This is a genomic window from Arthrobacter sp. TJ-270, from assembly GCF_058269075.1.
Map to the genome: position 1 here is coordinate 1 of NZ_JBZCNB010000007.1, position 19395 is coordinate 19395.

Here is a 19395-nt window from a genome sequence, read left to right on the forward strand (position 1 = left end):
CGGGTCCTGTTCGCTACCGCCACCGACTGGGTCGCCCGGCTTCAAACCGCTCATCAGAATGGGCGGCTGCCGCAGGAACTGGTCCGGCTGCGCCGCTACCGGCTCATCATCGTTGACGAGGTCGGCTACATCCCCTTCGAACAAGACGCCGCGAACCTGTTCTTCCAGCTCGTGTCCTCACGCTACGAACACGCCTCGCTGATCCTGACCTCGAACCTGCCCTTCGCACGCTGGGGAGACGTATTCGGTGACCAGGTCGTCGCCTCGGCCATGATCGACCGCATCGTCCATCACGCTGAAGTCGTCACCCTCAAAGGCTCCAGCTACCGCCTCAAACACACCCAAGCAGAGTCCCTACCCTCGACAAGACCGGAAAATACGGCAGAATAACCAAGTCAAAGTGGCTCACTTTTCAACCCACAAAACGGCTCACTTTTCGACCATCGCTGACACGAAAGCCGAGTACTGTAACGACTCCAATCGTCACTGAGCCGCCCGGACGCGGTGGACAGTTATGATACTGACTGCCACGGGGTTTCTTCCTCAGGGCCGGGGTCTAGCAGAAGGCCTGAAAATACTGTTCGATAGGCGAATACTTGAGTACCAGACTCGACCCCTCTGATCCGTTCCCCGAAGATCTCTCTCACCTCGATCTTGCCGAGGTCGAGATCCTCAACAGCAAGGTACACCGTGAGCTCGATCTTGAGTACGTCCGTGACGGCATACCGGCGTTCGAGACAGAGATTCGGAAAGAAGAACTCACCGAAGAGCTGGACCGTCGCGACGTTGAGCAGAAGGAACCGGACACCCCCGCGGTTCGGCTCATCCACGGGTGACCGTTTCTTGAGGAAAACTACGCGATAAACACCGGGTGAAATCTGACAACGGTCAGTAGGCTTACCTATCAGCCTCCGGTGTGCAATCCGCCCGGGCAGGGGCACCTAGGGAAGTTGGAAAACAGTGGAAATCAGCTCATGGTCGATCGGGCGTCTGCTCAATACGGCGGCCCGCTTGAACGAACGCTACGAGAACGAGCGGCTGAGATCTCATGGGATCACCCTTTCCGGTCTGACTCTGTTGCGGGTGCTCACTGTCGGGCAGGCGATCGCCCAGGCCCGCTTAGCCGACGTGCTGCACATCCAACCCCAGACCGTGGGGAAGACCGTGGAGCGGCTAGAGCTGCGGGGTTTCGTCCGCCGGGTGCGAGACCATGTTGACCGCCGCGTCGTCCTGGTGGAGCTCACCGCGGTTGGCCGGCATCTCCTGTCGATCCTCGAGGCGGAGGAAAAGGAATTCGATCGGTCCACTGGCCTGGCCGATAAGGATCTCCGCACCGCGTTGGAGAATGTCATCGCCTCCCTGCGCCCTGCCGAGTCCGGAGTCGACCAGCAAAAAAATGGCTTGGCGGGACGAGAGCGCCTTCCCCTCTTGGCGTCGGTTCGATAACCGCCCGCGAGAGTTCGTATCCGGGAATCAGTCAGCGTACCGGCAACTTTATCGTCGCCGCCAAACCCCGGAAAGTGCTGTGTGGATACGCTGCCCTTGGCAGGCGTACCTGGTGCAAGCGCACGTCGCGGCCTGGACGGCAACGGCAGTGCGGGTCCGGGTTTTTCCCGCGAAAAGACATCGCGGTGCTAAGCCGTCAAGTTCTTGCCCCTTTGTGAGTGTATACATTTCAGTGAGCAGTGCCCGGTGAGGGATCAGTCATAGAGAGACATCCGGCGTCAGGGGGCCGAAATATCGTTAGCCGCGATCGCATATGATTGGCGGTTACTCTTCGACCACAAGCCGCCGTCCGAGAACTTTTGCCTTACGCATTACTGCGCCAGTTCGAATCTAGAGCCCCTAGAATTCGGCGCATGACAAGTGATGAAGAGAAGGATCCTCCCGTACCGTCTTACCTTGAGGGAATCTCCCTGAAGCGGGTGCACAACGATCAGGGCGCAGAAGAACACGACACCGACGACATCGATTCCCCGCTGTTCAACGGCCCGGACAAATAGACCAGCTTCCCCCCGGCTGCGCCCCTCTCCATGAACACATCGTTCCGAAAGCACCGGCGCCAGATGAGGCAGTCCGTTGCAATCAGGTCCGCGTGGATAGACGCGCTGACGAATTGACTGCGTTCAGCTCTTGTTCAGTTCCTGGGCGAGCATCACAATGATGCCGCTGGGGCCGCGGACATAGGTGAGCTTGTAGACGTCACTGTATGTTGCGACGCCGCGCAACGGGTGGCAGCCGTGCCTTGCGGCAATCTCGAGGGCCTCGTCGATATCGTCGACCGAGAAGGCAACGCGGTGCATGCCGATCTCGTTGGGTCGAGTGGGCTCCGTCTCAATCGCATCGGGGTGGATGTACTCGAAGAGCTCGAGGCGACCGTTGCCGTCTGGTGTCTGGAGCATGGCGATGTTGGCATGGTTGCCGTCGAGACCGACGGCGGTGTCAGTCCACTCCCCGCTGACCGTGTCACGGCCAATGACGGTGAGCCCAAGGTCGGTAAAGAAAGCAATCGTCGCGTCGAGGTCGCGGACCGCGATGCCGACGTTCTCGAGTTTGATGGGCATGTGCCACACGTTATACCAAGTCGCGGTGAGCTCTTGGTGGCCGTGAACTGCCCTCTGGCTCAGCCATGTCAGTGGCCTCCTGCCCACACCCACCCGGAAGGTCAGGCGTTGGTGAGTCGATAGCCGGCCTGCTCGACCGCTGAACGTACTGCGGCGGGAGGCACTGGCTGGTTGCTGCGGACAGCGACGGTTGAGGTCCCGCCCGAGACGAGGTCGACCCGGACAGCCGTAACGTCCTCGAGGGCGCTCACGGCTGAGGTGACCCGGGACGCGCAGGATCCGCAGGTCGGGCGCGTTTCCAGTTGGAGCCTTCTCACGGTGCATCCTTTCTCGGGGCAGGCAACACACAATCAAATATCTACCCAGCCATGGGATGGCGGAGCCTCTTCCTTGTTCCTCGGGGTCGAGCACCCAATCTGGTGCCGGCGGCCACCGCGATCAGCAGGAGGATCCCAACGGCGAATGCGACGGTTGTCCCTATTCCGTAGGACATCGCTTCCTCGCCTGATCCGGGCATGAGGTGGCCGCGCTGCACGTCAAGCCAGACTCCCGCCGTCGACAGCAGAACCATCAGAGGCACCTGGGGTAACCCCGCCAACAGGGACAACGAGATACTCAGGACGATACCTATGAGGCGGCTAACCAGGTAAGCGGACAAGGGTGCAACCAGAATCAGGGCGACGAGCCAGCCGGGCGGAACTGCTTGTGTCGTGGAGGGGCTGCGGACAAGTATCGGGATGAACACCAACGTTGTCGCGGCTGCCGACGCGGCGGCCACCCATCCGACACCTCGGAGAGATTCCCTCCCAGTCGGACGACCACCGTCACCAGAAGCATCCATGTCGGGCCCGTCTTCACTCATGGGTTGAGAGTTCTCAGTCTACGCTCCTCAGCCCGACGGCCGCGGAGACCCACAGGCGTCACAAGCGTTCGCGTATCGCAGTGATCTGATTCGACGGGACGGCTTCTCCCAAGTTCTGTTCCAGCCAGAGGAAGAACCGTTCTGCCTCATCCACCAGGCTGAACATGAACGGGACCGGCTCGACCATGACACGGGTGTTCCCGACGCTGAAGGACGTGCGCCCCCGGACAGTTGCCAGGAGGATCAGGATCGGCTGATCAGGGAAGGAAGCCTCGGCGCGGCCGTTCTCCAGGAACTCCTCGACCAGGTTGAGCACGTACGACCAGAGCGCGACGACGTCGTCGACCATGCTGACGTCGATGAGCTCCACGCCCTGGCACCGAAGCTGAACCAAACCCTCGTTCCACTGCTTCTCACGTTGCCGGCGCTGGTGCCACAAAGCAGCCGCTTCAGCTGGGTGCTCGAAGATGTCCAGCAGATACTCGTCGGGCTTCTCCGCGATGGCGGAGAGATCAACCTCCTGCGTCTTGAGGATCGAGGTGCTGCTGGTTACTGGCTCGGCGTTTAACGGGCTCATAACGTCCTCCACCTCATCGTCGGCGCGGGAAGGGATTCCTGCACCCCCTGTCCGGACCCCATCCGTATGCCCGACCAGCCGCCAGAGCTGGTGCTTCTCCGTCCGAACCGCTTCTCCTAGCCACGCAAAATCCGCCCGACCTACCGCCTCTGGACCTAGCGCTCATGGCGAGAATCGTACCGGCCTAGTCCCGCCACCCGCGGTCAGCTGCACCCACCTCGTCGTAGAGGTCTCGGCTATCGGCGTCGATGGGCGTCGGCAGGCTCAGTCAAACCCGGATGCTTGCTGCTCCGCGGGGCAACCCCAAGGCGGACGGAAGGCACTTCACACGGGGGCCCAAGGTACACGTCTTTTGAGACGTACGCCGTCGAGCGTCAAAAAACGCTGTATCAAGTTTCCGAGCGCCGCACCGGCTGGGGGGGTCGCTGTCGAGCATCCCCGTCCATCCCTGCCAGTTCATCAGTTCGTTGATAGCGCCCCCTTGCGGACCTCAGCATGGCATCGTGCCAAGGAGTTGATCACTCGCCGCTCTCCGGAGGAGGAAGGGCCTTCCGCCGAGGACATCCGCCACATGTGAACCGCGCACCGCCAATGCGTCCTCGGGAATATTATTCCCGCGCTATCTGAACTGCTTCACGGACGAGAGACTCGTCTGTCTCGTAGTGCGAGGCTGTCTCGGTCGGGACAACCTCGCCGAGGAGGATTTGGTTCCCGGACACTTCTCGTACGGGTTTCTTCGCTGACAGATGCACTGCGTGCACACGGACCGCAATAATCCGGCGGAGATGTTCAGTGGACACGCCGCCACCGGCCATGATCTCGATGCCCGTCCCACAGTTCAACATCGCGTCGATCGCCCCCAGTCCCCGATCGGCGGTGGGGCGCTTCCCGAGGTAAGGACACGATCGACGCCGATAGAAACAAGATCGCCGAGGTGCGCGGCGGCTTCCTGAAGTTGGTCTATAGCCCGGTGAAACGTCACCTGTGCGCCAGCAGCAGTATCACGTGCGGCCGCCGAGATTCGTGTCATTGCTCGACTGTCGATCCGCCCATCCGCGGTGAGGGCGCCGGCCACAATGCCCGCTGCACCAGCGGCAACGGCCTTGAGCGCCTCATCGGCCATCCAGTCGACCTCTTCTGGGGAGTAGACGAAGCCCCCGGGCCTGCAGCGAATCAAAACGTGTACCGGAATGCCTGTTGCGACGGTCTGCTCAATCATCGTCTGGCTTGGGGTTAGTCCTCCCAGCTCGAGGGCAGCACAGAGTTCGATCCTGTCGGCTCCTCCCGTGATCGCCGCACGCGCCCCTGCCTGTGAGGTCACCGCTATTTCGACGGCAGGTGGCGACGGGCGCGTTACGGAAATCACTTTACGGCGCCTGCCGTGAGTCCTCCGATAAGCCTCTTCTCGATGAGGGCGAAAAGGATGATCACCGGAACGATTGCGACGATCGAGACACCGAAGACGTACTGCCAGCTTGTTGCGTACTGCCCGATGAACTTCGTGAGTGCAACCGACAACGGCTGGTTCTCCGCCGTCGACATGATGACCAGGCTGGCCGCGAACTCGTTCCACGAAGCAACAAACGTGAAGATGATGGCAGTGACGATCCCCGGCCAGACAAGCGGGAGGTTGATCCGAAAGAGCACGGCCAGACGGCCCGCGCCGTCCAGTTGCGCCGCCTCGTCGACTTCCTTCGGAATACCGGCGAAGAAGCTGTGCATGATCCACAGTGCAAAGGACAGATTGAATGCCGCGTTGATCAGGATCATGGCCAGCCAGGTGTCGTTGATGTCGAGCACGAGCATCTGCCTGAAGAGACCGGCCGTCAGCACGGCCGGCTGCAGCATCTGGGTCACGATGACAAGGAAGAGGAAGGCCAGCTTGCCGGGGAAGTTGTAACGAGCCGTGTAATAGGCCGCAGGCGTGGCAACAAGCAGGACCAGCAAGGTGGCGAATACCGCGATGATCACGGTCGAAATGAGGTTATACGGCAGGGGAGTCTCAGGAGTGGACCACATGGTCAGGTAATTGCTGAACTGCAGACCATCCTGCGGGAGATAACGCGGCGGAACTCCGAGAATCTCCGACCTCGTCTTGAGGGACCCAACAATCATGATGAGATACGGAATCAGGAAGAGGAGAGCTATCAGTATCCCAACCACAACTCTTCCTGCCATCCTGCGCCCGCTGACGCCGTCGGCTCCGTACTTCTTGGCACGGGGCTCGACAGGAGGTTGGGAGGAGGTTCTCTGCGGTGCTGCAACTGCCATGTCAATCCTCTTTCATCGGCTTGACGATCTTCACGTAGGCGGCAACGATCACGATCACAATGGCGAAGTTGATCACGCTCAGTGCGCTTGCGAGGTCCAGGCGCCGGTCGAACTGAAGCACCTTGAAGATGTACGTCATGAGGGTGTCGGCGCTGTAGCCGGGAATCGAGCCGGTCATGATGCGCAGAATGGGCAGGTTATTGAAGACGTTGATCACGTTGATGAGCACTGCGACTGCCAGTGCGCCGCGCAGCTGAGGCAGGACCACCGAGAAGTACGTACGGAACCTGTCTGCACCATCCATTTTGGCGGCTTCGAGCATGTCCCCGGAAACCGCCTGCAGCCCGGCCAAGAGGGTGTACGTGGTGAACGGAATCGAAACGAAGATGCCGACGACGATCGCCACGGCAAGAGCAGTTGTGACGTTCTTTGTGAAGCCGTAGGGACTATCGAGTATCCCAACGTCAACTAAGAACGCATTCATGATGCCGTAGTTGCGGTCCAGGCCGTAGTAGAAAACTGTGGTCGTCATAACTACGCTCGCGGCCCAGGGAACAACCACGGTCATGCGGACCAGGGTTCGGCCCGGGAAGGGTTTATTGAGGAAGTTCGCGAGTGCGAGAGAGAGGATCACAGTAACCGTCACGACCACCACAACCCACACCAGGGTGTTGAGAAGGATTCGAGGCAGGTTCGGGTCATCCAGCACCGTGCTGAAATTGGCGAATCCGACACCCTCGATGTTGGTTCCGGCCTGGCTGATGCGTCGGGTGGAGTTGTAGATCATGTAGGCGGCGGGGAACAGCACGACGCCGAAAATCAGGATCAGAACCGGGCCGATCCACGGAAGCGCTGCAACGAGGCTTGCCCAATGACGGCCGCGTGTCGTCCGGACGTGGGTGATAGGGGGCTGCTGGAAGGTACTCATGGGTGCTACCCGATCTGCTGGGACAGGAGGGGAGCCGACGAGGACACGCCGGCTCCCCTCACTCTGGTGCCTTAGCCCGCGGCGTCGGCCTTTGCCTGGATCTGCTCAAGCACGGATTCGGGTTCCTGTGTCTCCAACAGACCCATGAGTGACTTGAACGCACCATCGGTGGCGTTCCAGGCCGGGTTGGAGGTCGGGTAGAACTTCGCGTTGGGCAGCATCTCAAGGAATGGCTTCAACGTCTCGTTTGAGGCCATCGCCTCAGAGCCTGACTTAGTCGTCGGGAGGAAGCCCTCGGTCTCCACCCACGGCACGTACTGGTCCTCAGCGAAGAAGAAGTCCATGAAGGCAGTGATTGCTTCCTGCTTTTCACCGTCGTTCTTGAAGGCCATCAGACGGTCAGCGACTCCGAGGGTGGCAGGTTCCCCGGTGTTGGTGGGCACATTTGTCACCCCGTAGTTCAGGTCGGGGTTGGATTCCTCAATCTGCCCGACGGTCTGCGGAAGGCCGTAGACCATGCCGATTTCTCCCTGAACGAAGACGTTGATCATGGGGGTGCGCTGCGTTGCGCCCGGGTCCGGTTGCGTGACTCCATCCTCAATCATCTTTTTCATGAACTGCGCTGCTTCAAGGTTTTCGGGGGTGTTTATCCGGATTTCTTCCTCGTCGCCGAATCCGCCACCGTTGCCTGCGAACCAGATCATTGCTTCGCCCTGGGCTTCTTCGGAGCCGAGCGGCATGCCGTAGCCAGGGGTGCCCGTCTCTGTGATTTTCGCGGCAGCGTCGTACAGTTCGTCCCAGTTGGTCGGTGGCGCCTCGACGCCCGCTTCGTCAAACAGGTCCTGGTTGTAGAACAGTGCGCGGGCGGATGCGAGAAGCGGCAGTGCGTACTGGGTTCCTTCGAAGGTCTCGTTTTCCGCGAACGATTCCTGGAAATCATTCAGCGTCTCCTCCGATGCGATTTCCTCTGCGGGATAGAGCAGGCCCTCGGCGGCGAAGGCGGAGAATGCTCCGCCATTGTAGATGTCGGGAGCCTCACCTGCCTGAATCTTGGTCTGCAGAACCTGCTCGAGGTTCTCCCACGATTCAATCTGCAGGTTGACCGTGATTCCCTCGTTGGCTGCCTCGAAGTCCTCGATTACGCCTTCCCAAAGGGCTTTGGTGCCGTCCGAGTAGCTGGGAACCAGCATGTTCAGGGTTGTCTCACCCTCGGCGTCGGGCGTTCCGCCGCCGCCAAACCCGCAGGAGGACACAGCGAGTGTCCCAACGGCGGCCATCGCCACCATACTCATCCTCAATCTGTTCTTCATTGCTTGATTCCTTTTCGGAGATGGTCCCAGGACGTCCATGTTCTGTGGATTTGGTAAGGGGGCTCTGGCTGATAGTGATTCAAATTGATCTGCAAGACGAGCGAACGGTCATACTTGAGCAGTTCATCTTCCATAGCATGACGTGACCTAGACCTCAGGTCAAGCTTTTCAGTCCAAGCAACAAGTGGCGCGTCGGCTTTCACACTCATGATTGGGCGCAACAGCTAATGCTCTTACATGATTGAAAATCCTCCGGTACGATCAGGGGTAATCATTGATCGATACCGCTCAGCGTCTCCGAGGAGAATTGTGTCCCAGCTTCCCGAACAACGAACCGCAGCCCACCATGCTGGTCGGCACATGGAGAGCGAATTGTCATCGCAGCCGGATTGCTGGGAACGCGCAATCGCTCAATCAGCCACTGAGCAGTACTTGCCTGAACATGGCCAGAGGGTCGCGGTCGTGGGCTGCGGAACCTCCTGGTTCATGGCGCAGTCATACGCTGCTGCCCGGGAGAGTTCGGGAAACGGAGAGACCGACGCCTACCCGGCGTCGGAGGCTTCCGCTGTATATACGCGCCGCTATGATTCCGTAGTTGCTATCACCCGCTCGGGCACCACCAGTGAGATCCTCTCCCTGCTGGAAGAATTGAAGGGAAAGGTCCCCACGGTCGTGATCGTGGGAGATGTCGACTCCCCTGCCGCCGCTCTCGCCGATTCCGTCGCAGGGCTGCCGTATGCGGACGAGTCCTCCGTGGTCCAGACCCGCTTCGCAACCTCCGCTCTGGTGTACCTTTTGACCTCTGTGGGGGTCGATCTCAGTTCCGCCGTAGCCGACGCACGGGACGCTGTCGCAGCTACAACTCCTCCGGAACTATTGACGGCCGATCAGTTCAGTTTCCTGGGTACTGGCTGGACCATCGGGCTTGCGCATGAGGGCGCCCTGAAGATGCGCGAGGGGGTTCAGGGCTGGACGGAATCGTATCCTGCAATGGAATATCGGCACGGCCCGATCGCTATCGCCCAGCCTGGAAGGGTTACCTGGGTTTTCGGGCAAGAGCCCACCGGACTGCGTGATGAGGTCGAGGCCACCGGCGCCCTGCATGTCAGCACTGGCGCTCATCCGCTGGCCGATCTCGTCCGCATCCACAAAATCACCTTGGATCGCGCACGTGCACGCGATTTGGACCCTGACACCCCCCGTAACCTTTCCCGGTCAGTCGTCCTCGAAGGCTGACTCGTGCCCTCGAACACACCAGACCCCCGCCCTTTCTTGGGTCCGGTAGGCCCCGGCCACGGAGTCCTGGCAATCGATGTTGGCGGCACGGATACGAAATCGGCGGTAATCGACGGGGACGGCAACTTCCGCGGAATTATGCGGATTCCCTCTCCCCACGACGACCGCCGCGCCGGTGATCTGGTGGTAGAACAGGTCGTCGAGCTCGCCGCCACCTATACCGCTGGTCATCCGGACGTTGAGATAAGCGCCTTAGGACTAGTGGTACCTGGACTCGTCGACGATGCCGCAGGCATCGGACTTTTCGCCAGCAACTTCGGGTGGGACCACTACCCGTTCAGAGAGCGTGTCGCCAAGGCGACCGGGCTCCCGGTTGCCTTCGGTCATGATGTGAGTGCAGCTGGCGACGCAGAAATGCGCGCAGGCGCGGGGCTTGGATCCGATGACGCAGTCGTTCTCATTGTGGGGACAGGAATCGCCGGTGCAGTTTTTTGTGAGGGACGCCCGGTCCGAGCCAGCGGCTACGCTGGTGAACTCGGTCATGCCCAAGTCCCTGGCGGTTTGCCGTGCCGATGCGGTGCTTCCGGTTGCCTGGAAACGATCGGATCAGCAGGTGCCATTACTCGCCGGTACAACTCGCGTACAGGGCGTACGGTCTCTGGAGCCCGCGAAGTACTGGCGGCCGCTCAGGCTGGTGACCACGACGCTCGCGAGATCTGGACCGACGCCGTGAATGCGCTTGCCTTCAGCATTTGTCAGCTCGTCGCAATGATCGGCACTGAGACCGTAATCATGGGCGGCGGATTAGCGCAGGCGGGACCCGCCCTCATGGACCCGCTCGCCAGACGGGTCGAGGAACAACTCTCCTTTCTGCGGGTCCCGCGGCTGAAGACCTCCCTCCTCGGGCAGGATGCGGGATTAATCGGGGCCGCTATGCGTGCCCGAGACCTTGCGAGGGCCAGCAGATGACGCCATCCGCGCAGGTTCTGACAATTACTCCGAATCCGGCATTGGATACCACCTACAGCGTGCCCACCCTCACGCTCGGCCATTCCCACCGGGTTTCGGCGCCGGTGGTGAACGCTGGGGGCAAGGGGCTGAATGTCGCGCGGGTGATCCACCAAAGCGGCTCTCAGGTCCACGCGATCCTTCCCGTAGGGGGCGACTCCGGCGTCCTGGTCAAGACCGACCTCGCGGCGGCAGGCATTCCGCATTCGCTGGTGCACGTCTCGCGTCCTACCCGGCGAAGCATCGCCATCTACGATCATGCCGCCGGACAAGCGACCCTTCTGAATGAGGAGGGCTGCGAACTTAGTGACGAAGAATGGGGCCGCATTTCGCAAATCGTTCTACAGCGTTTGCCGCAATCCGGGTGCCTCGTCGGCTCGGGCAGCCTCCCGCTGAACGCGCCGGAGGACTTTTACCCAGACCTGGTCGAAGCGGCCAAGGCCCTCCGCGTGCCCACGATCATCGACACGTCGGGCGCAGCCCTGCTAGCCGCCGCCCGTGCCGGGGCCACTGTGCTGAAGCCGAATCATCATGAGCTGCTCGAGTCCACGGATGAGACCAGTCTCGAAAAGGGGGCCAGGAAGCTCCTGGCTCTCGGGGCCGGTCTTGTCCTTGTAAGCCAAGGCGAGGAGGGCATGCTGGCCTTCGACAGCCGCGATCCGGCTACGTTCTGGCACGCCCGCTTTCCCGCAGTGCTCGCCGGCAATCCGACGGGCGCCGGTGACGCTGCTGTGGCCGCCGTTGCGGTCCTGCTCGCACAGGGTTCCAGGAACGTGCCGGATTTGCTGCGCGCCGCTACTGGTTGGTCGGCCTCTGCGGTTCTGATGCCGACAGCCGGAGCGCTTCACGAGGACTTTCGCGTCATGTCCGACGCCGTGTTTGTCCGCCGTCGCGGTACCGTGCCAGGCCAGTCACCAGCCGCATCTTCTTCGGCAGCACGTCCAACTTCAGCGAAGGATTCCTAATGGCATTGGTCTCCACTCGTATGCTGGTCGATTCTGCAGTCGCAGCTGGCGGCGGAATCGGCAGTTTCAACGTGCTCCACCTCGAGACGGCCGAGGCCATCGTTAGTGGAGCGGCACTCGCAGGCCTCCCTGTCATCCTGCAGATCTCGCAAAACTGTGCTGTCTACCATGGCGCTTTGGAACCGATAACCGTAGGTGCGGCTGCGGTTGCCCGTGCTGCGAAAGTGCCCGTGGCCCTACACCTGGACCACGCAGAGGATGAAAGGCTCGTGTATCAAGCCTTCGACCTTGGATTCGGTTCAGTCATGTACGACGGCGCTCACCTCCCCTTCGAGGAAAACGTCGCCACCACCGCGCGCGTTGTTGAGCGTGCCCATGCCTTGGACATCTTTGTAGAAGCCGAGCTCGGGAAGGTCGGCGGCAAGGACGGAGCCCACGCTCCCGGTGTAAGGACCGACCCCGACGAAGCGGCAGCCTTCACAGAAGCTACCGGCGTCGACGCCTTGGCTGTCGCTGTTGGTTCCTCCCACGCGATGACCGAGCGCGGCGCCGCTCTGGATCTTGAGCTGATCGCGCGGTTGAAGCGCTCGGTCCACGTGCCGCTAGTACTCCATGGATCCTCCGGTGTACCCGACGATGTCCTCGTTCAAGCTGTCCGCGCAGGGATGACCAAAATCAACGTCTCCACCCACTTGAACGGCTTCTTCACGCGAGCCGTACGCGAAGTCCTCGCAGCCCGGCCGGACCTCGTTGACTCCCGTAAGTATGTAGCCGCGGGCCGCGACGCCCTTGCAGCGGAAGCCGCCAGGATGCTCACCCTTCTGGCCCTGCAGCCCACAACAGCCGATCGCGTAGGTTGAACAGGTGAAAAAAACCGAGAGACTCAACGCCATCCTCGACCTCCTTGCGGCTGACGGGAGCGTTCTCGTTGAAGACATCGTCACCCGTCTCGGTGTCTCCCCCGCTACAGCCCGACGAGACCTCGACACACTCGCCGCGCAACGCCTACTGACCAGGACGCGTGGCGGCGCCACCATGGAGGCTGTCGCCTACGACCTGCCCGCCCGATACAGCCGGGACGATCACACCCGCGAGAAGCAGGCGATCGCCCAAGCGGCCAGCGCCCTCGTCCCGAAAGGCTCCGTAATCGGGCTGTGCGGCGGAACCACCAGCACAGCCATTGCTCAGGTTCTCGGAATGCGACCAGATTTGATGGAACCGTCCAACAAACCGGCCCTCACCGTCGTCACTAACGCCATCAACATCGCAGCTCAACTCGTAGTGCGGCCAAACATCCGCATCATGGTTACAGGTGGCGTAGTCAACCCGCGATCCTATGAACTGGTCGGACCGTACACGGACGTGATACTTCAACGCGTCGCCCTCGACATCGCTTTCATCGGAGTCAACGGACTGGACCCGACCATCGGGCCGACAGTCAGCGATGAGGGGGAAGCGGAGGTCAACGCACTGATGGCACGACGGGCTTCCGAGACGTTCATCGTCGCTGACTCCTCCAAAATCGGCACACGGAATTTCGCCACGATGACCGGCTACGTTTTCAGCAACCTGATCACTGACAGCGGTATCACCCGCGAACAGAAATCCGCGTTCGAATCGCGCGGAACGAAGGTTATCGTGGCACCCGAACACTCCTAATGCTCTCAGTGCCCCTCACTTAGATCGGATTTCGCCATGCGTGTAGTCATCCTCGACAGTGCCAAGGAGATCGGCGCCTACGGCGCCGGAATCATCCTCGATGGCGTGCACAAAGGTAAGATCCACACCCTCGGCGTCGCAACAGGGTCTTCTCCCCTGGTTATCTACCGCGCACTGGCGGAGCAGTGGACTCCTGCCATCGCGCAACTCAACGCGTTCGCGCTCGACGAGTACGTAGGCCTGCCAGCGGAGAGCCCGCAAAGCTACCGTTCGGTGGTCCACCAGGAGGTAACCAACAGACTCCGCCTCGACCCGGACAATGTCCATGTTCCTGACGGATGTGCTGGCGACCTTGACTCTGAATGTGAGCGTTATGAGGCAGCTATGGCCGCTGTTGGCGGCGTTGACCTGCAACTGCTGGGAATTGGGCGAAATGGGCACATCGGCTTCAACGAGCCAAGCTCCTCCCTGTCCTCCCGCACGCGGCCGAAAACACTGACCGCCGACACCCGCAGGGACAATGCACGCTTCTTCGCCACTCCCAACGAGGTCCCCCGCCAATGTCTCACCCAAGGGCTCGGCACGATCCTTGACGCCGCCGAGGTGTTGCTCGTCGCTCAAGGACCAGCCAAGGCCGAGGCGGTACGTGCAGCCCTCGAGGGACCCGTTTCCAGCATGTGTCCAGCGTCGGTGCTTCAGATGCACCGACGGGCGACCGTCGTGCTGGATGAGGGTGCAGCCCAGCATCTAGCACTGCGCGAATATTATCTGGATACCGAGAGGAACAGAATAGAGGGAAGCGAAAATGAGTACTGTCGCCATTCACAGCACCACGAAGATCGACGCTGATGGCGAAACGCCCGACTTCTGGCTAGTGACCAGCGGCAGTACCATCACCGCCACAGGCACGGGAACGAGCTGGCGGGAACACCGGGCAGGCACCATAATCAACGGCGCCGGGAACTACCTCACCCCCGGCTTCATCGACCTCCATATGCACGGAGGCGGCGGATACAGTCACGAGGACGGAGCCGGTGCCATCACACATTCGCTGGCAGCCCACCACCCTCACGGAACCACCCGCGCTGTGGTGAGCCTCGTGTCCAACCCCCTCGAAGAACTGACCCGCTCGCTATCCAGCATCGCCGACCTCACCGAGACCAATCCCCTCCTGCTCGGTAGCCACCTCGAGGGGCCGTTCCTGTCACTCGGCAAGCGCGGCGCACACAATGCGGACCACCTCACCGATCCTTCCCCCTACCGCGTCGACCGCCTGATCGACGCCGCCCGCGGCACTCTCCGGCAGATCACCCTCGCCCCTGAGCGCGCCGGCGGCCTGCAGGCAATCAGCCGCTTCGCGACCGCAGACGTCACGGTTGCGATTGGCCACACCGAGGCGGGATACGAGCAGTCCCGCTCCGCGATCCACGCTGGCGCGACGCTCCTGACCCACGCATTCAACGGCATGCCAGGCCTGCACCACCGCGACCCCGGCCCGGTAGGCGCCGCATTAACAGGCGGAGCCTACCTCGAGGTGATTCTCGACGGACACCACGTCCACCCAACCATCGCAGCAATGCTCTTCACTCTCGCTCCACACCGCGTCGTCCTGGTTACCGACGCCATGGCCGCCGCCGGCGCGCCCGACGGGCAATATCAGCTGGGAGGACTGACCGTCGACGTGCACAACCGTGTTGCCCGGCTTCAGGGTAACGGCTCACTCGCCGGATCAACGCTGACGCTCGACGTGGCGTTAAGGCACGCCCTTGATGCCGGAATCCCAGCTGTACCAGCCATCCAAGCCCTCACCCTCTCCCCGGCGCGCGTTCTGGGGCTTTCTGAGACATTCGGACTACTCCGCGCCGGATTCACCGCCGACTTGGTGCTCTTCGACCACGCTTGGAATGTCGTTTCAGTGTTCGCTGAAGGCACTCGGCTCTACCAGAAGTAACCTACGGATCGCGTTCTTCGACCCCACGACCCCAGTGGCGCCCGAGGATTCAAGCATGCAGTCTCTGTCGGGCGGTGAAGTCGGCGTCAACACGCGCCATGGATCAGTTATTCTCGCGGGTTCTTCACACGAAAGGACATCGGCACGGGAGACGCGGAGTGACGAGCCGTACGGGCATCCCTTTCCATACCTGAGGGCTGTGTAAGGACCGAGTACAACTCCGGGCGCCGCCCAAGAAGCCACCTTCGGCCGGTTGCCAGAGGCAGCAAGTCCAAGTCAAGGTCGGCCACGACGACGGCAGTGTCCGCTACGGGGGTCTCAGCGACGACACGACCGTAGGGGTCAATAATCATCGCGTTACCGGTACGTATTTCATCGTCATCGATTCCGATACCGTTGCTGAAGAGTACGAAAATGCCATTGTCATGGGCGCGGGACGGTAGCCAGCGCATTAGCCATTCACGTCCGGAGGGCCCATTGACCGCAGCCTCGAGCGCGTCCGGGTCTTCACGGCGGTTATCCCACAGAGAGCGGGGAAGCGGGCGCATCCCATGGGGACTCCTGGATTTCGTACCGCCGGTCTGATGAGGCGCGACTAGAACAGTAGCCCCCAGCAGGGCGGTGGCTCGTACATTCTCGACGAGGTTGTTATCCCAACAGATCAGAATCCCCATCCTGATCCCCCAAGGGGTGTCGAAGACCGTGTACGAGTCTCCGCTCGATATTGCTTCATGCTCAAAAGCATGGAGCTTACGGTGTACATGCAAAGTACCATCGGGCATACACACAGCGTAGGAATTGAAAAGGCTATCCCCCTCCGCCTCGAGGAACCCCACGCCAATACCCATGTCCAACTCGGCAGCCATCCGCTGCACCTGTGTAACGGCGATCCCATCCCGGCCCTGCGCCAGTTCCCGCAGACGATTCGTGGGCTGGCGAGTAAGGTGCCAATAGCCCAGCAGGCAAAGCTCCGGGAATGCGACCATCTGCGCGCCGTCCGAAGCCGCTCTCGCCGACAAGCTATGGACTGTATCCAAGTTCGCTGCCACATCATCAGGGACAGCTTCGAACTGGACTACTGCTACTCGTAGCGTATTTGCTAAACGTGCATCATCCATAGGTGCTCTCCCTGATAACCGTCATTTCGATCATTCCCATGTTGCGACGCCAAGGCGGCGAGGCATTGAATCCACCAACTCCGTGGCGGCATGGAAGCTTCCGCTCGGTCACCCGGAATTGCTTACGCCAGGAATAACCCCGATGAGGGAAACAGTACAAGGACTGCCCGGACTTTTGTCGACTCGGGAGTCTTAGGCCGCTGTGAGCGCGGTCCGGTTGATTCTTTCATATCCGATGGGTGCAAGTTTTCCCCGCGGTTGCCGACGCCAGCGCTGGTAGGACCGCTCGATCCAGGTCGTGGTGGCCAGCCGGAGCCCCTGTCTGGTGGCGTCGCTGAAGGCTTAGGACGTTCTTCTGCAAAGCGAGAAGAACGATTTCGTCGCGGCGTTGTCCGCTCAAGCGCCGACCCTGCCCATTGAACCTGTGATCCCGTGCTGTCGAAGTGATTCGACGAAACGACGAGTCCGAATTCGGGATCCGCGGTCCGAGTGCATCACTGGCCCAGCCGGCCGGCGTGAGCGCACAGCGTTCTCCAAAACAGCCACCACCAGTGAGGACTTCATCGGCGCATCTATGGGATAGCCGCCAATTCGCCAAAGTCCAACGTGATCGCGCATGCCGCCGGGGTACACGTCTTTCTGTATGCACGGCGTCAGAAACGAGGTTGGTCAGTACGTCCGGTTCAGCAATTTGCCGAGGACAGTTGGAGGTGAGCTCTAATGCAGCCGTCATCGTGTGCCTGCTCTCAGGTGACAGCAGCTCGAACAATCGATCGCAGAGAATCTGGATTGCAGCCCATCAAGTTGCTCCTCAGCGGCACTCAATCCCCTGAACATCCTCGAATTTCTGGCGGCCGGCAAGCCCTAGTCTCTGTCTTCCTTGTCGCGCACACGCAAGGAGGCCCTGTAGGTCGCCAAGGCGAGCAACCCGGAAGAGACCGCTGCTACTAGAGGGACCGTGGCAACAAACCAGAACCACTCAGCGTCCCCCATTGCCCGGCCGAGGGACTCTCGGCAACCTTCGACCATATCGACCCACCAACAGGCACGAGCTTGTAGAGCACCCCACCGGCACTCCGCTCCGGCTGGCACCGTTGGGAGGGTGCGCTGGTGTGATTCGATGGAACCCATGACGAGCGATCCTCATGCTGCCGTGGCCAGAGACGTCACCCGGCTGTCGGCGGCCCTGGATAACACTGTGCCCGACAAGAAAGCGTCGAACCTGCTGATCGGGACCTGAAGTGTGCGGGCGTTCGGGATCTGACGGAGAAGTGGGCGACGGGGCCCCGGGATTCCCCGAAAAGGGACCTCCATGCGATGGCGTGCATCGCCGAGATAGCGTCCCGGTTCGATGTGCTGGCATTGCAGGAGGTCCGCCGCAACACCACCGCCCTGCACCACCTGATGAGCCTGCTGGGCCCGGGCTGGCGGTTCATCACCTCCGACGTCACCGAAGGCGCCGCCGGCAACGGGGAACGCCTGTCCTACCTGTACGACACGGCCCGGGTCCAACCCTCGGGCCTGGTCGGCGAAATCGTCCTGCCACCGGGAACCGACGGCCCGGTAGCACAGTTCGCCCGAACCCCGTACGCGGCCGGGTGCACCCGCGGCTAGGCCGGGTTCGTGCTGACCAGTGTGCGCGTCCTCTGGGGTGACAGGGCCGCTGACCGGCTGCCCGAACTGACAGCGTTCGCCCAGTGGATGCGGGACTGGGCCGAACGCCCTGATGACTGGAACGAGACCCTGCTCGTCCTGGGAGACTTCAACCTCGACCGCATCGGGGACCCGTTGTATGAGGTGTTCGTGTCCACCGGACTGTGGGCGCCCACGGAGCTCGACACGGTACCGCGCACGATCTTCGACAACGACAAGACCCGGCACTTCTACGACCAGATCGCCTGGTTCTCTGAGCCCGACGGAACCAGCATGCTCCAAACCCTCACCTACACCGGCTGCGCCGGGCACATCGACTTCCTCCCCCACGTCTACACCGGCCTGACGAAGAACGAGGTGTCCTGGCGAATCTCCGACCACTACCCCCTCTGGGCAGAATTCACTGTGTAGTATCTCGGCTCGAACCCCCCACTCATAACCCCTGTGCTGTCTTCTCTAGAAAGGGGCTGGCTTTCTGGGTAGCGTGGCAACCGTACAAGCGTGAACCGCTGCCAAAGGGTGCGTCCCGGAAATTCATGACTGACCGGTTTGCTGACCGGCGATATGAACGGGACTAGTTCGTGGAAGACATCTGACCCAAGACGGGCATAAGGCGCACGACGACGAGCAGGGCCCAACCTCCTGCCTCCCGAAAGGACTCCCGTGACTGATCTGACCGCTCTTGCCCTTACCTGCACCCTCACCCCCTCCCCCGAACCGTCCAGCAGCGAGCTGATGGCCCAGCACATCCTTGATGAGCTCAAGGGACAGGGCGTTGAGACTTCCTCGGTCCGGGTCGTCGACTACAACGTCAGACGAGGCGTCCTCACCGACATGGGCGACGGGGACGAATGGCCAGCCATCAGAAAGCTGATCCTCGCCGCTGACATCCTAGTGTTGTCCACCCCGATCTGGTTGGGACACCCGTGCAGCGTCGCCCAGCAGGTCATGGAACGCCTCGACGCGGAACTGTCCGAAACTGATGAACAGGGACGGCCCATCATGTACGGGAAGGTTGCGACCGTCGCCGTTGTGGGCAATGAAGACGGCGCACACAAGACCATCGCGGACATGATGCAGGGCCTCAACGACGTCGGCTTCACCCTCCCGGCGCAGGGAGGCACCTACTGGGTGGGCGAAGCCATGCAGACCGTGGACTTCAAAGACCTCGACCAGGTTCCGGATCCCGTCGCCTCCACCAATGCGGGCCTCGCCCGAAACGCAGCGCACCTCGCCCGCGCACTCCGCGCCGATCAATACCCCGTTAAATAGCACCACGGAGGCGAAGGGCGC

The 19395-nt window shown here is 61.4% G+C and carries 24 protein-coding genes and 1 pseudogene; 14 read left to right on the forward strand and 11 right to left on the reverse strand.

Going from position 1 to position 19395, the window contains the following annotated elements:
* The 4 genes from AC4D2M_RS12965 to AC4D2M_RS12980 form a co-directional block, all read left to right on the forward strand.
* Positions 1–390 (forward strand): ATP-binding protein (locus AC4D2M_RS12965; RefSeq protein WP_490892305.1); only part of this gene is annotated, 390 nt, incomplete at its 5' end.
* 206 nt (positions 391–596) lie between these two features.
* Positions 597–836, forward strand: a complete 240-nt coding sequence (locus AC4D2M_RS12970) for a hypothetical protein (RefSeq protein ID WP_490892306.1) — start codon at positions 597–599, stop codon at positions 834–836.
* Positions 837–960: 124 nt separating this feature from the next.
* A complete protein-coding gene (locus AC4D2M_RS12975) occupies positions 961–1446 on the forward strand; it encodes a MarR family winged helix-turn-helix transcriptional regulator (RefSeq protein WP_490892307.1) in 486 nt (161 codons plus the stop codon).
* 413 nt (positions 1447–1859) lie between these two features.
* Positions 1860–2003, forward strand: a complete 144-nt coding sequence (locus tag AC4D2M_RS12980; protein ID WP_490892308.1) for a hypothetical protein — start codon at positions 1860–1862, stop codon at positions 2001–2003.
* A gap of 123 nt (positions 2004–2126) precedes the next feature.
* On the opposite strand, the gene AC4D2M_RS12985 is transcribed toward AC4D2M_RS12980, so the two are convergent.
* The 9 genes from AC4D2M_RS12985 to AC4D2M_RS13025 form a co-directional block, all read right to left on the reverse strand.
* A complete protein-coding gene (locus AC4D2M_RS12985; RefSeq protein WP_490892309.1) occupies positions 2127–2564 on the reverse strand; it encodes a VOC family protein in 438 nt (145 codons plus the stop codon).
* A gap of 101 nt (positions 2565–2665) precedes the next feature.
* Positions 2666–2881 (reverse strand): heavy-metal-associated domain-containing protein, encoded by a 216-nt coding sequence (locus tag AC4D2M_RS12990; protein WP_490892310.1) that lies wholly within the window; start codon positions 2879–2881, stop codon positions 2666–2668.
* Between the two features lie 41 nt (positions 2882–2922).
* On the reverse strand, positions 2923–3426 hold the full coding sequence (locus tag AC4D2M_RS12995; protein WP_490892311.1) for a hypothetical protein: 504 nt from the start codon (positions 3424–3426) through the stop codon (positions 2923–2925).
* Between the two features lie 58 nt (positions 3427–3484).
* Entirely contained in the window at positions 3485–4003 is a 519-nt protein-coding gene (locus tag AC4D2M_RS13000; RefSeq protein ID WP_490892312.1) for a hypothetical protein, read from the reverse strand.
* Between the two features lie 608 nt (positions 4004–4611).
* Entirely contained in the window at positions 4612–4848 is a 237-nt protein-coding gene (locus tag AC4D2M_RS13005; protein ID WP_490892313.1) for a hypothetical protein, read from the reverse strand.
* On the reverse strand, positions 4842–5369 hold the full coding sequence (locus AC4D2M_RS13010) for a copper homeostasis protein CutC (RefSeq protein WP_490892314.1): 528 nt from the start codon (positions 5367–5369) through the stop codon (positions 4842–4844). Before AC4D2M_RS13010 ends, AC4D2M_RS13005 begins: the two co-directional genes overlap by 7 nt.
* The gene (locus tag AC4D2M_RS13015) at positions 5366–6274 is read right to left on the reverse strand and encodes a carbohydrate ABC transporter permease (protein ID WP_490892315.1); all 909 of its coding nucleotides are present in this window, start codon (positions 6272–6274) and stop codon (positions 5366–5368) included. Before AC4D2M_RS13015 ends, AC4D2M_RS13010 begins: the two co-directional genes overlap by 4 nt.
* Before the next feature lies 1 nt (position 6275).
* Entirely contained in the window at positions 6276–7202 is a 927-nt protein-coding gene (locus AC4D2M_RS13020) for a carbohydrate ABC transporter permease (RefSeq protein ID WP_490892316.1), read from the reverse strand.
* A gap of 71 nt (positions 7203–7273) precedes the next feature.
* A complete protein-coding gene (locus AC4D2M_RS13025) occupies positions 7274–8512 on the reverse strand; it encodes an ABC transporter substrate-binding protein (protein ID WP_490892317.1) in 1239 nt (412 codons plus the stop codon).
* A 360-nt stretch (positions 8513–8872) separates the two neighbouring features.
* On the opposite strand from AC4D2M_RS13025, the gene AC4D2M_RS13030 reads away from it, so the two are divergent.
* Genes AC4D2M_RS13030 through nagA form a run of 7 tightly spaced genes read left to right on the forward strand, consistent with a single transcriptional unit; the run spans position 8873 to position 15331 of the window.
* Positions 8873–9748 (forward strand): SIS domain-containing protein, encoded by an 876-nt coding sequence (locus AC4D2M_RS13030; protein WP_490892318.1) that lies wholly within the window; start codon positions 8873–8875, stop codon positions 9746–9748.
* 3 nt (positions 9749–9751) lie between these two features.
* Positions 9752–10717, forward strand: coding sequence for an ROK family protein (locus tag AC4D2M_RS13035; protein ID WP_490892319.1), 966 nt, complete (start codon positions 9752–9754; stop codon positions 10715–10717).
* A complete protein-coding gene (locus AC4D2M_RS13040; protein WP_490892320.1) occupies positions 10714–11721 on the forward strand; it encodes a 1-phosphofructokinase family hexose kinase in 1008 nt (335 codons plus the stop codon). The genes AC4D2M_RS13035 and AC4D2M_RS13040 overlap by 4 nt, the downstream gene beginning before the upstream one ends.
* On the forward strand, positions 11721–12581 hold the full coding sequence (locus AC4D2M_RS13045) for a class II fructose-bisphosphate aldolase (protein WP_490892321.1): 861 nt from the start codon (positions 11721–11723) through the stop codon (positions 12579–12581). Before AC4D2M_RS13040 ends, AC4D2M_RS13045 begins: the two co-directional genes overlap by 1 nt.
* 4 nt (positions 12582–12585) lie before the next feature.
* Positions 12586–13380 carry a DeoR/GlpR family DNA-binding transcription regulator gene (locus AC4D2M_RS13050; protein ID WP_490892322.1) on the forward strand — a complete coding sequence of 265 codons (795 nt, stop codon included), beginning with the start codon at positions 12586–12588 and terminating at the stop codon, positions 13378–13380.
* Between the two features lie 36 nt (positions 13381–13416).
* Entirely contained in the window at positions 13417–14229 is an 813-nt protein-coding gene (nagB, locus tag AC4D2M_RS13055; protein ID WP_490892323.1) for a glucosamine-6-phosphate deaminase, read from the forward strand.
* A complete protein-coding gene (gene nagA, locus AC4D2M_RS13060) occupies positions 14186–15331 on the forward strand; it encodes an N-acetylglucosamine-6-phosphate deacetylase (RefSeq protein WP_490892324.1) in 1146 nt (381 codons plus the stop codon). Before nagB ends, nagA begins: the two co-directional genes overlap by 44 nt.
* Positions 15332–15438: 107 nt before the next feature.
* Here the strand turns inward: nagA and AC4D2M_RS13065 are convergent, their stop codons facing one another.
* Together AC4D2M_RS13065 and AC4D2M_RS13070 are read right to left on the reverse strand one after the other, a co-directional pair.
* Positions 15439–16449: a nitrilase-related carbon-nitrogen hydrolase gene (locus AC4D2M_RS13065; RefSeq protein WP_490892325.1), complete on the reverse strand. Its 1011-nt coding sequence runs from the start codon at positions 16447–16449 to the stop codon at positions 15439–15441.
* A gap of 192 nt (positions 16450–16641) precedes the next feature.
* Positions 16642–17097, reverse strand: a pseudogene (locus AC4D2M_RS13070) (DDE-type integrase/transposase/recombinase); the annotation flags it as partial.
* Positions 17098–17766: 669 nt separating this feature from the next.
* Between AC4D2M_RS13070 and AC4D2M_RS13075 the strand changes: the two are divergent.
* From AC4D2M_RS13075 to AC4D2M_RS13085, 3 genes are all read left to right on the forward strand, one after another.
* Positions 17767–18063 (forward strand): hypothetical protein, encoded by a 297-nt coding sequence (locus AC4D2M_RS13075; protein WP_490892326.1) that lies wholly within the window; start codon positions 17767–17769, stop codon positions 18061–18063.
* A 9-nt stretch (positions 18064–18072) separates the two neighbouring features.
* Entirely contained in the window at positions 18073–18513 is a 441-nt protein-coding gene (locus AC4D2M_RS13080) for an exonuclease/endonuclease/phosphatase family protein (RefSeq protein WP_490892327.1), read from the forward strand.
* A 252-nt stretch (positions 18514–18765) separates the two neighbouring features.
* Positions 18766–19374: a flavodoxin family protein gene (locus tag AC4D2M_RS13085; RefSeq protein ID WP_490892328.1), complete on the forward strand. Its 609-nt coding sequence runs from the start codon at positions 18766–18768 to the stop codon at positions 19372–19374.
* The last annotated feature ends 21 nt before the right edge of the window (positions 19375–19395 follow it).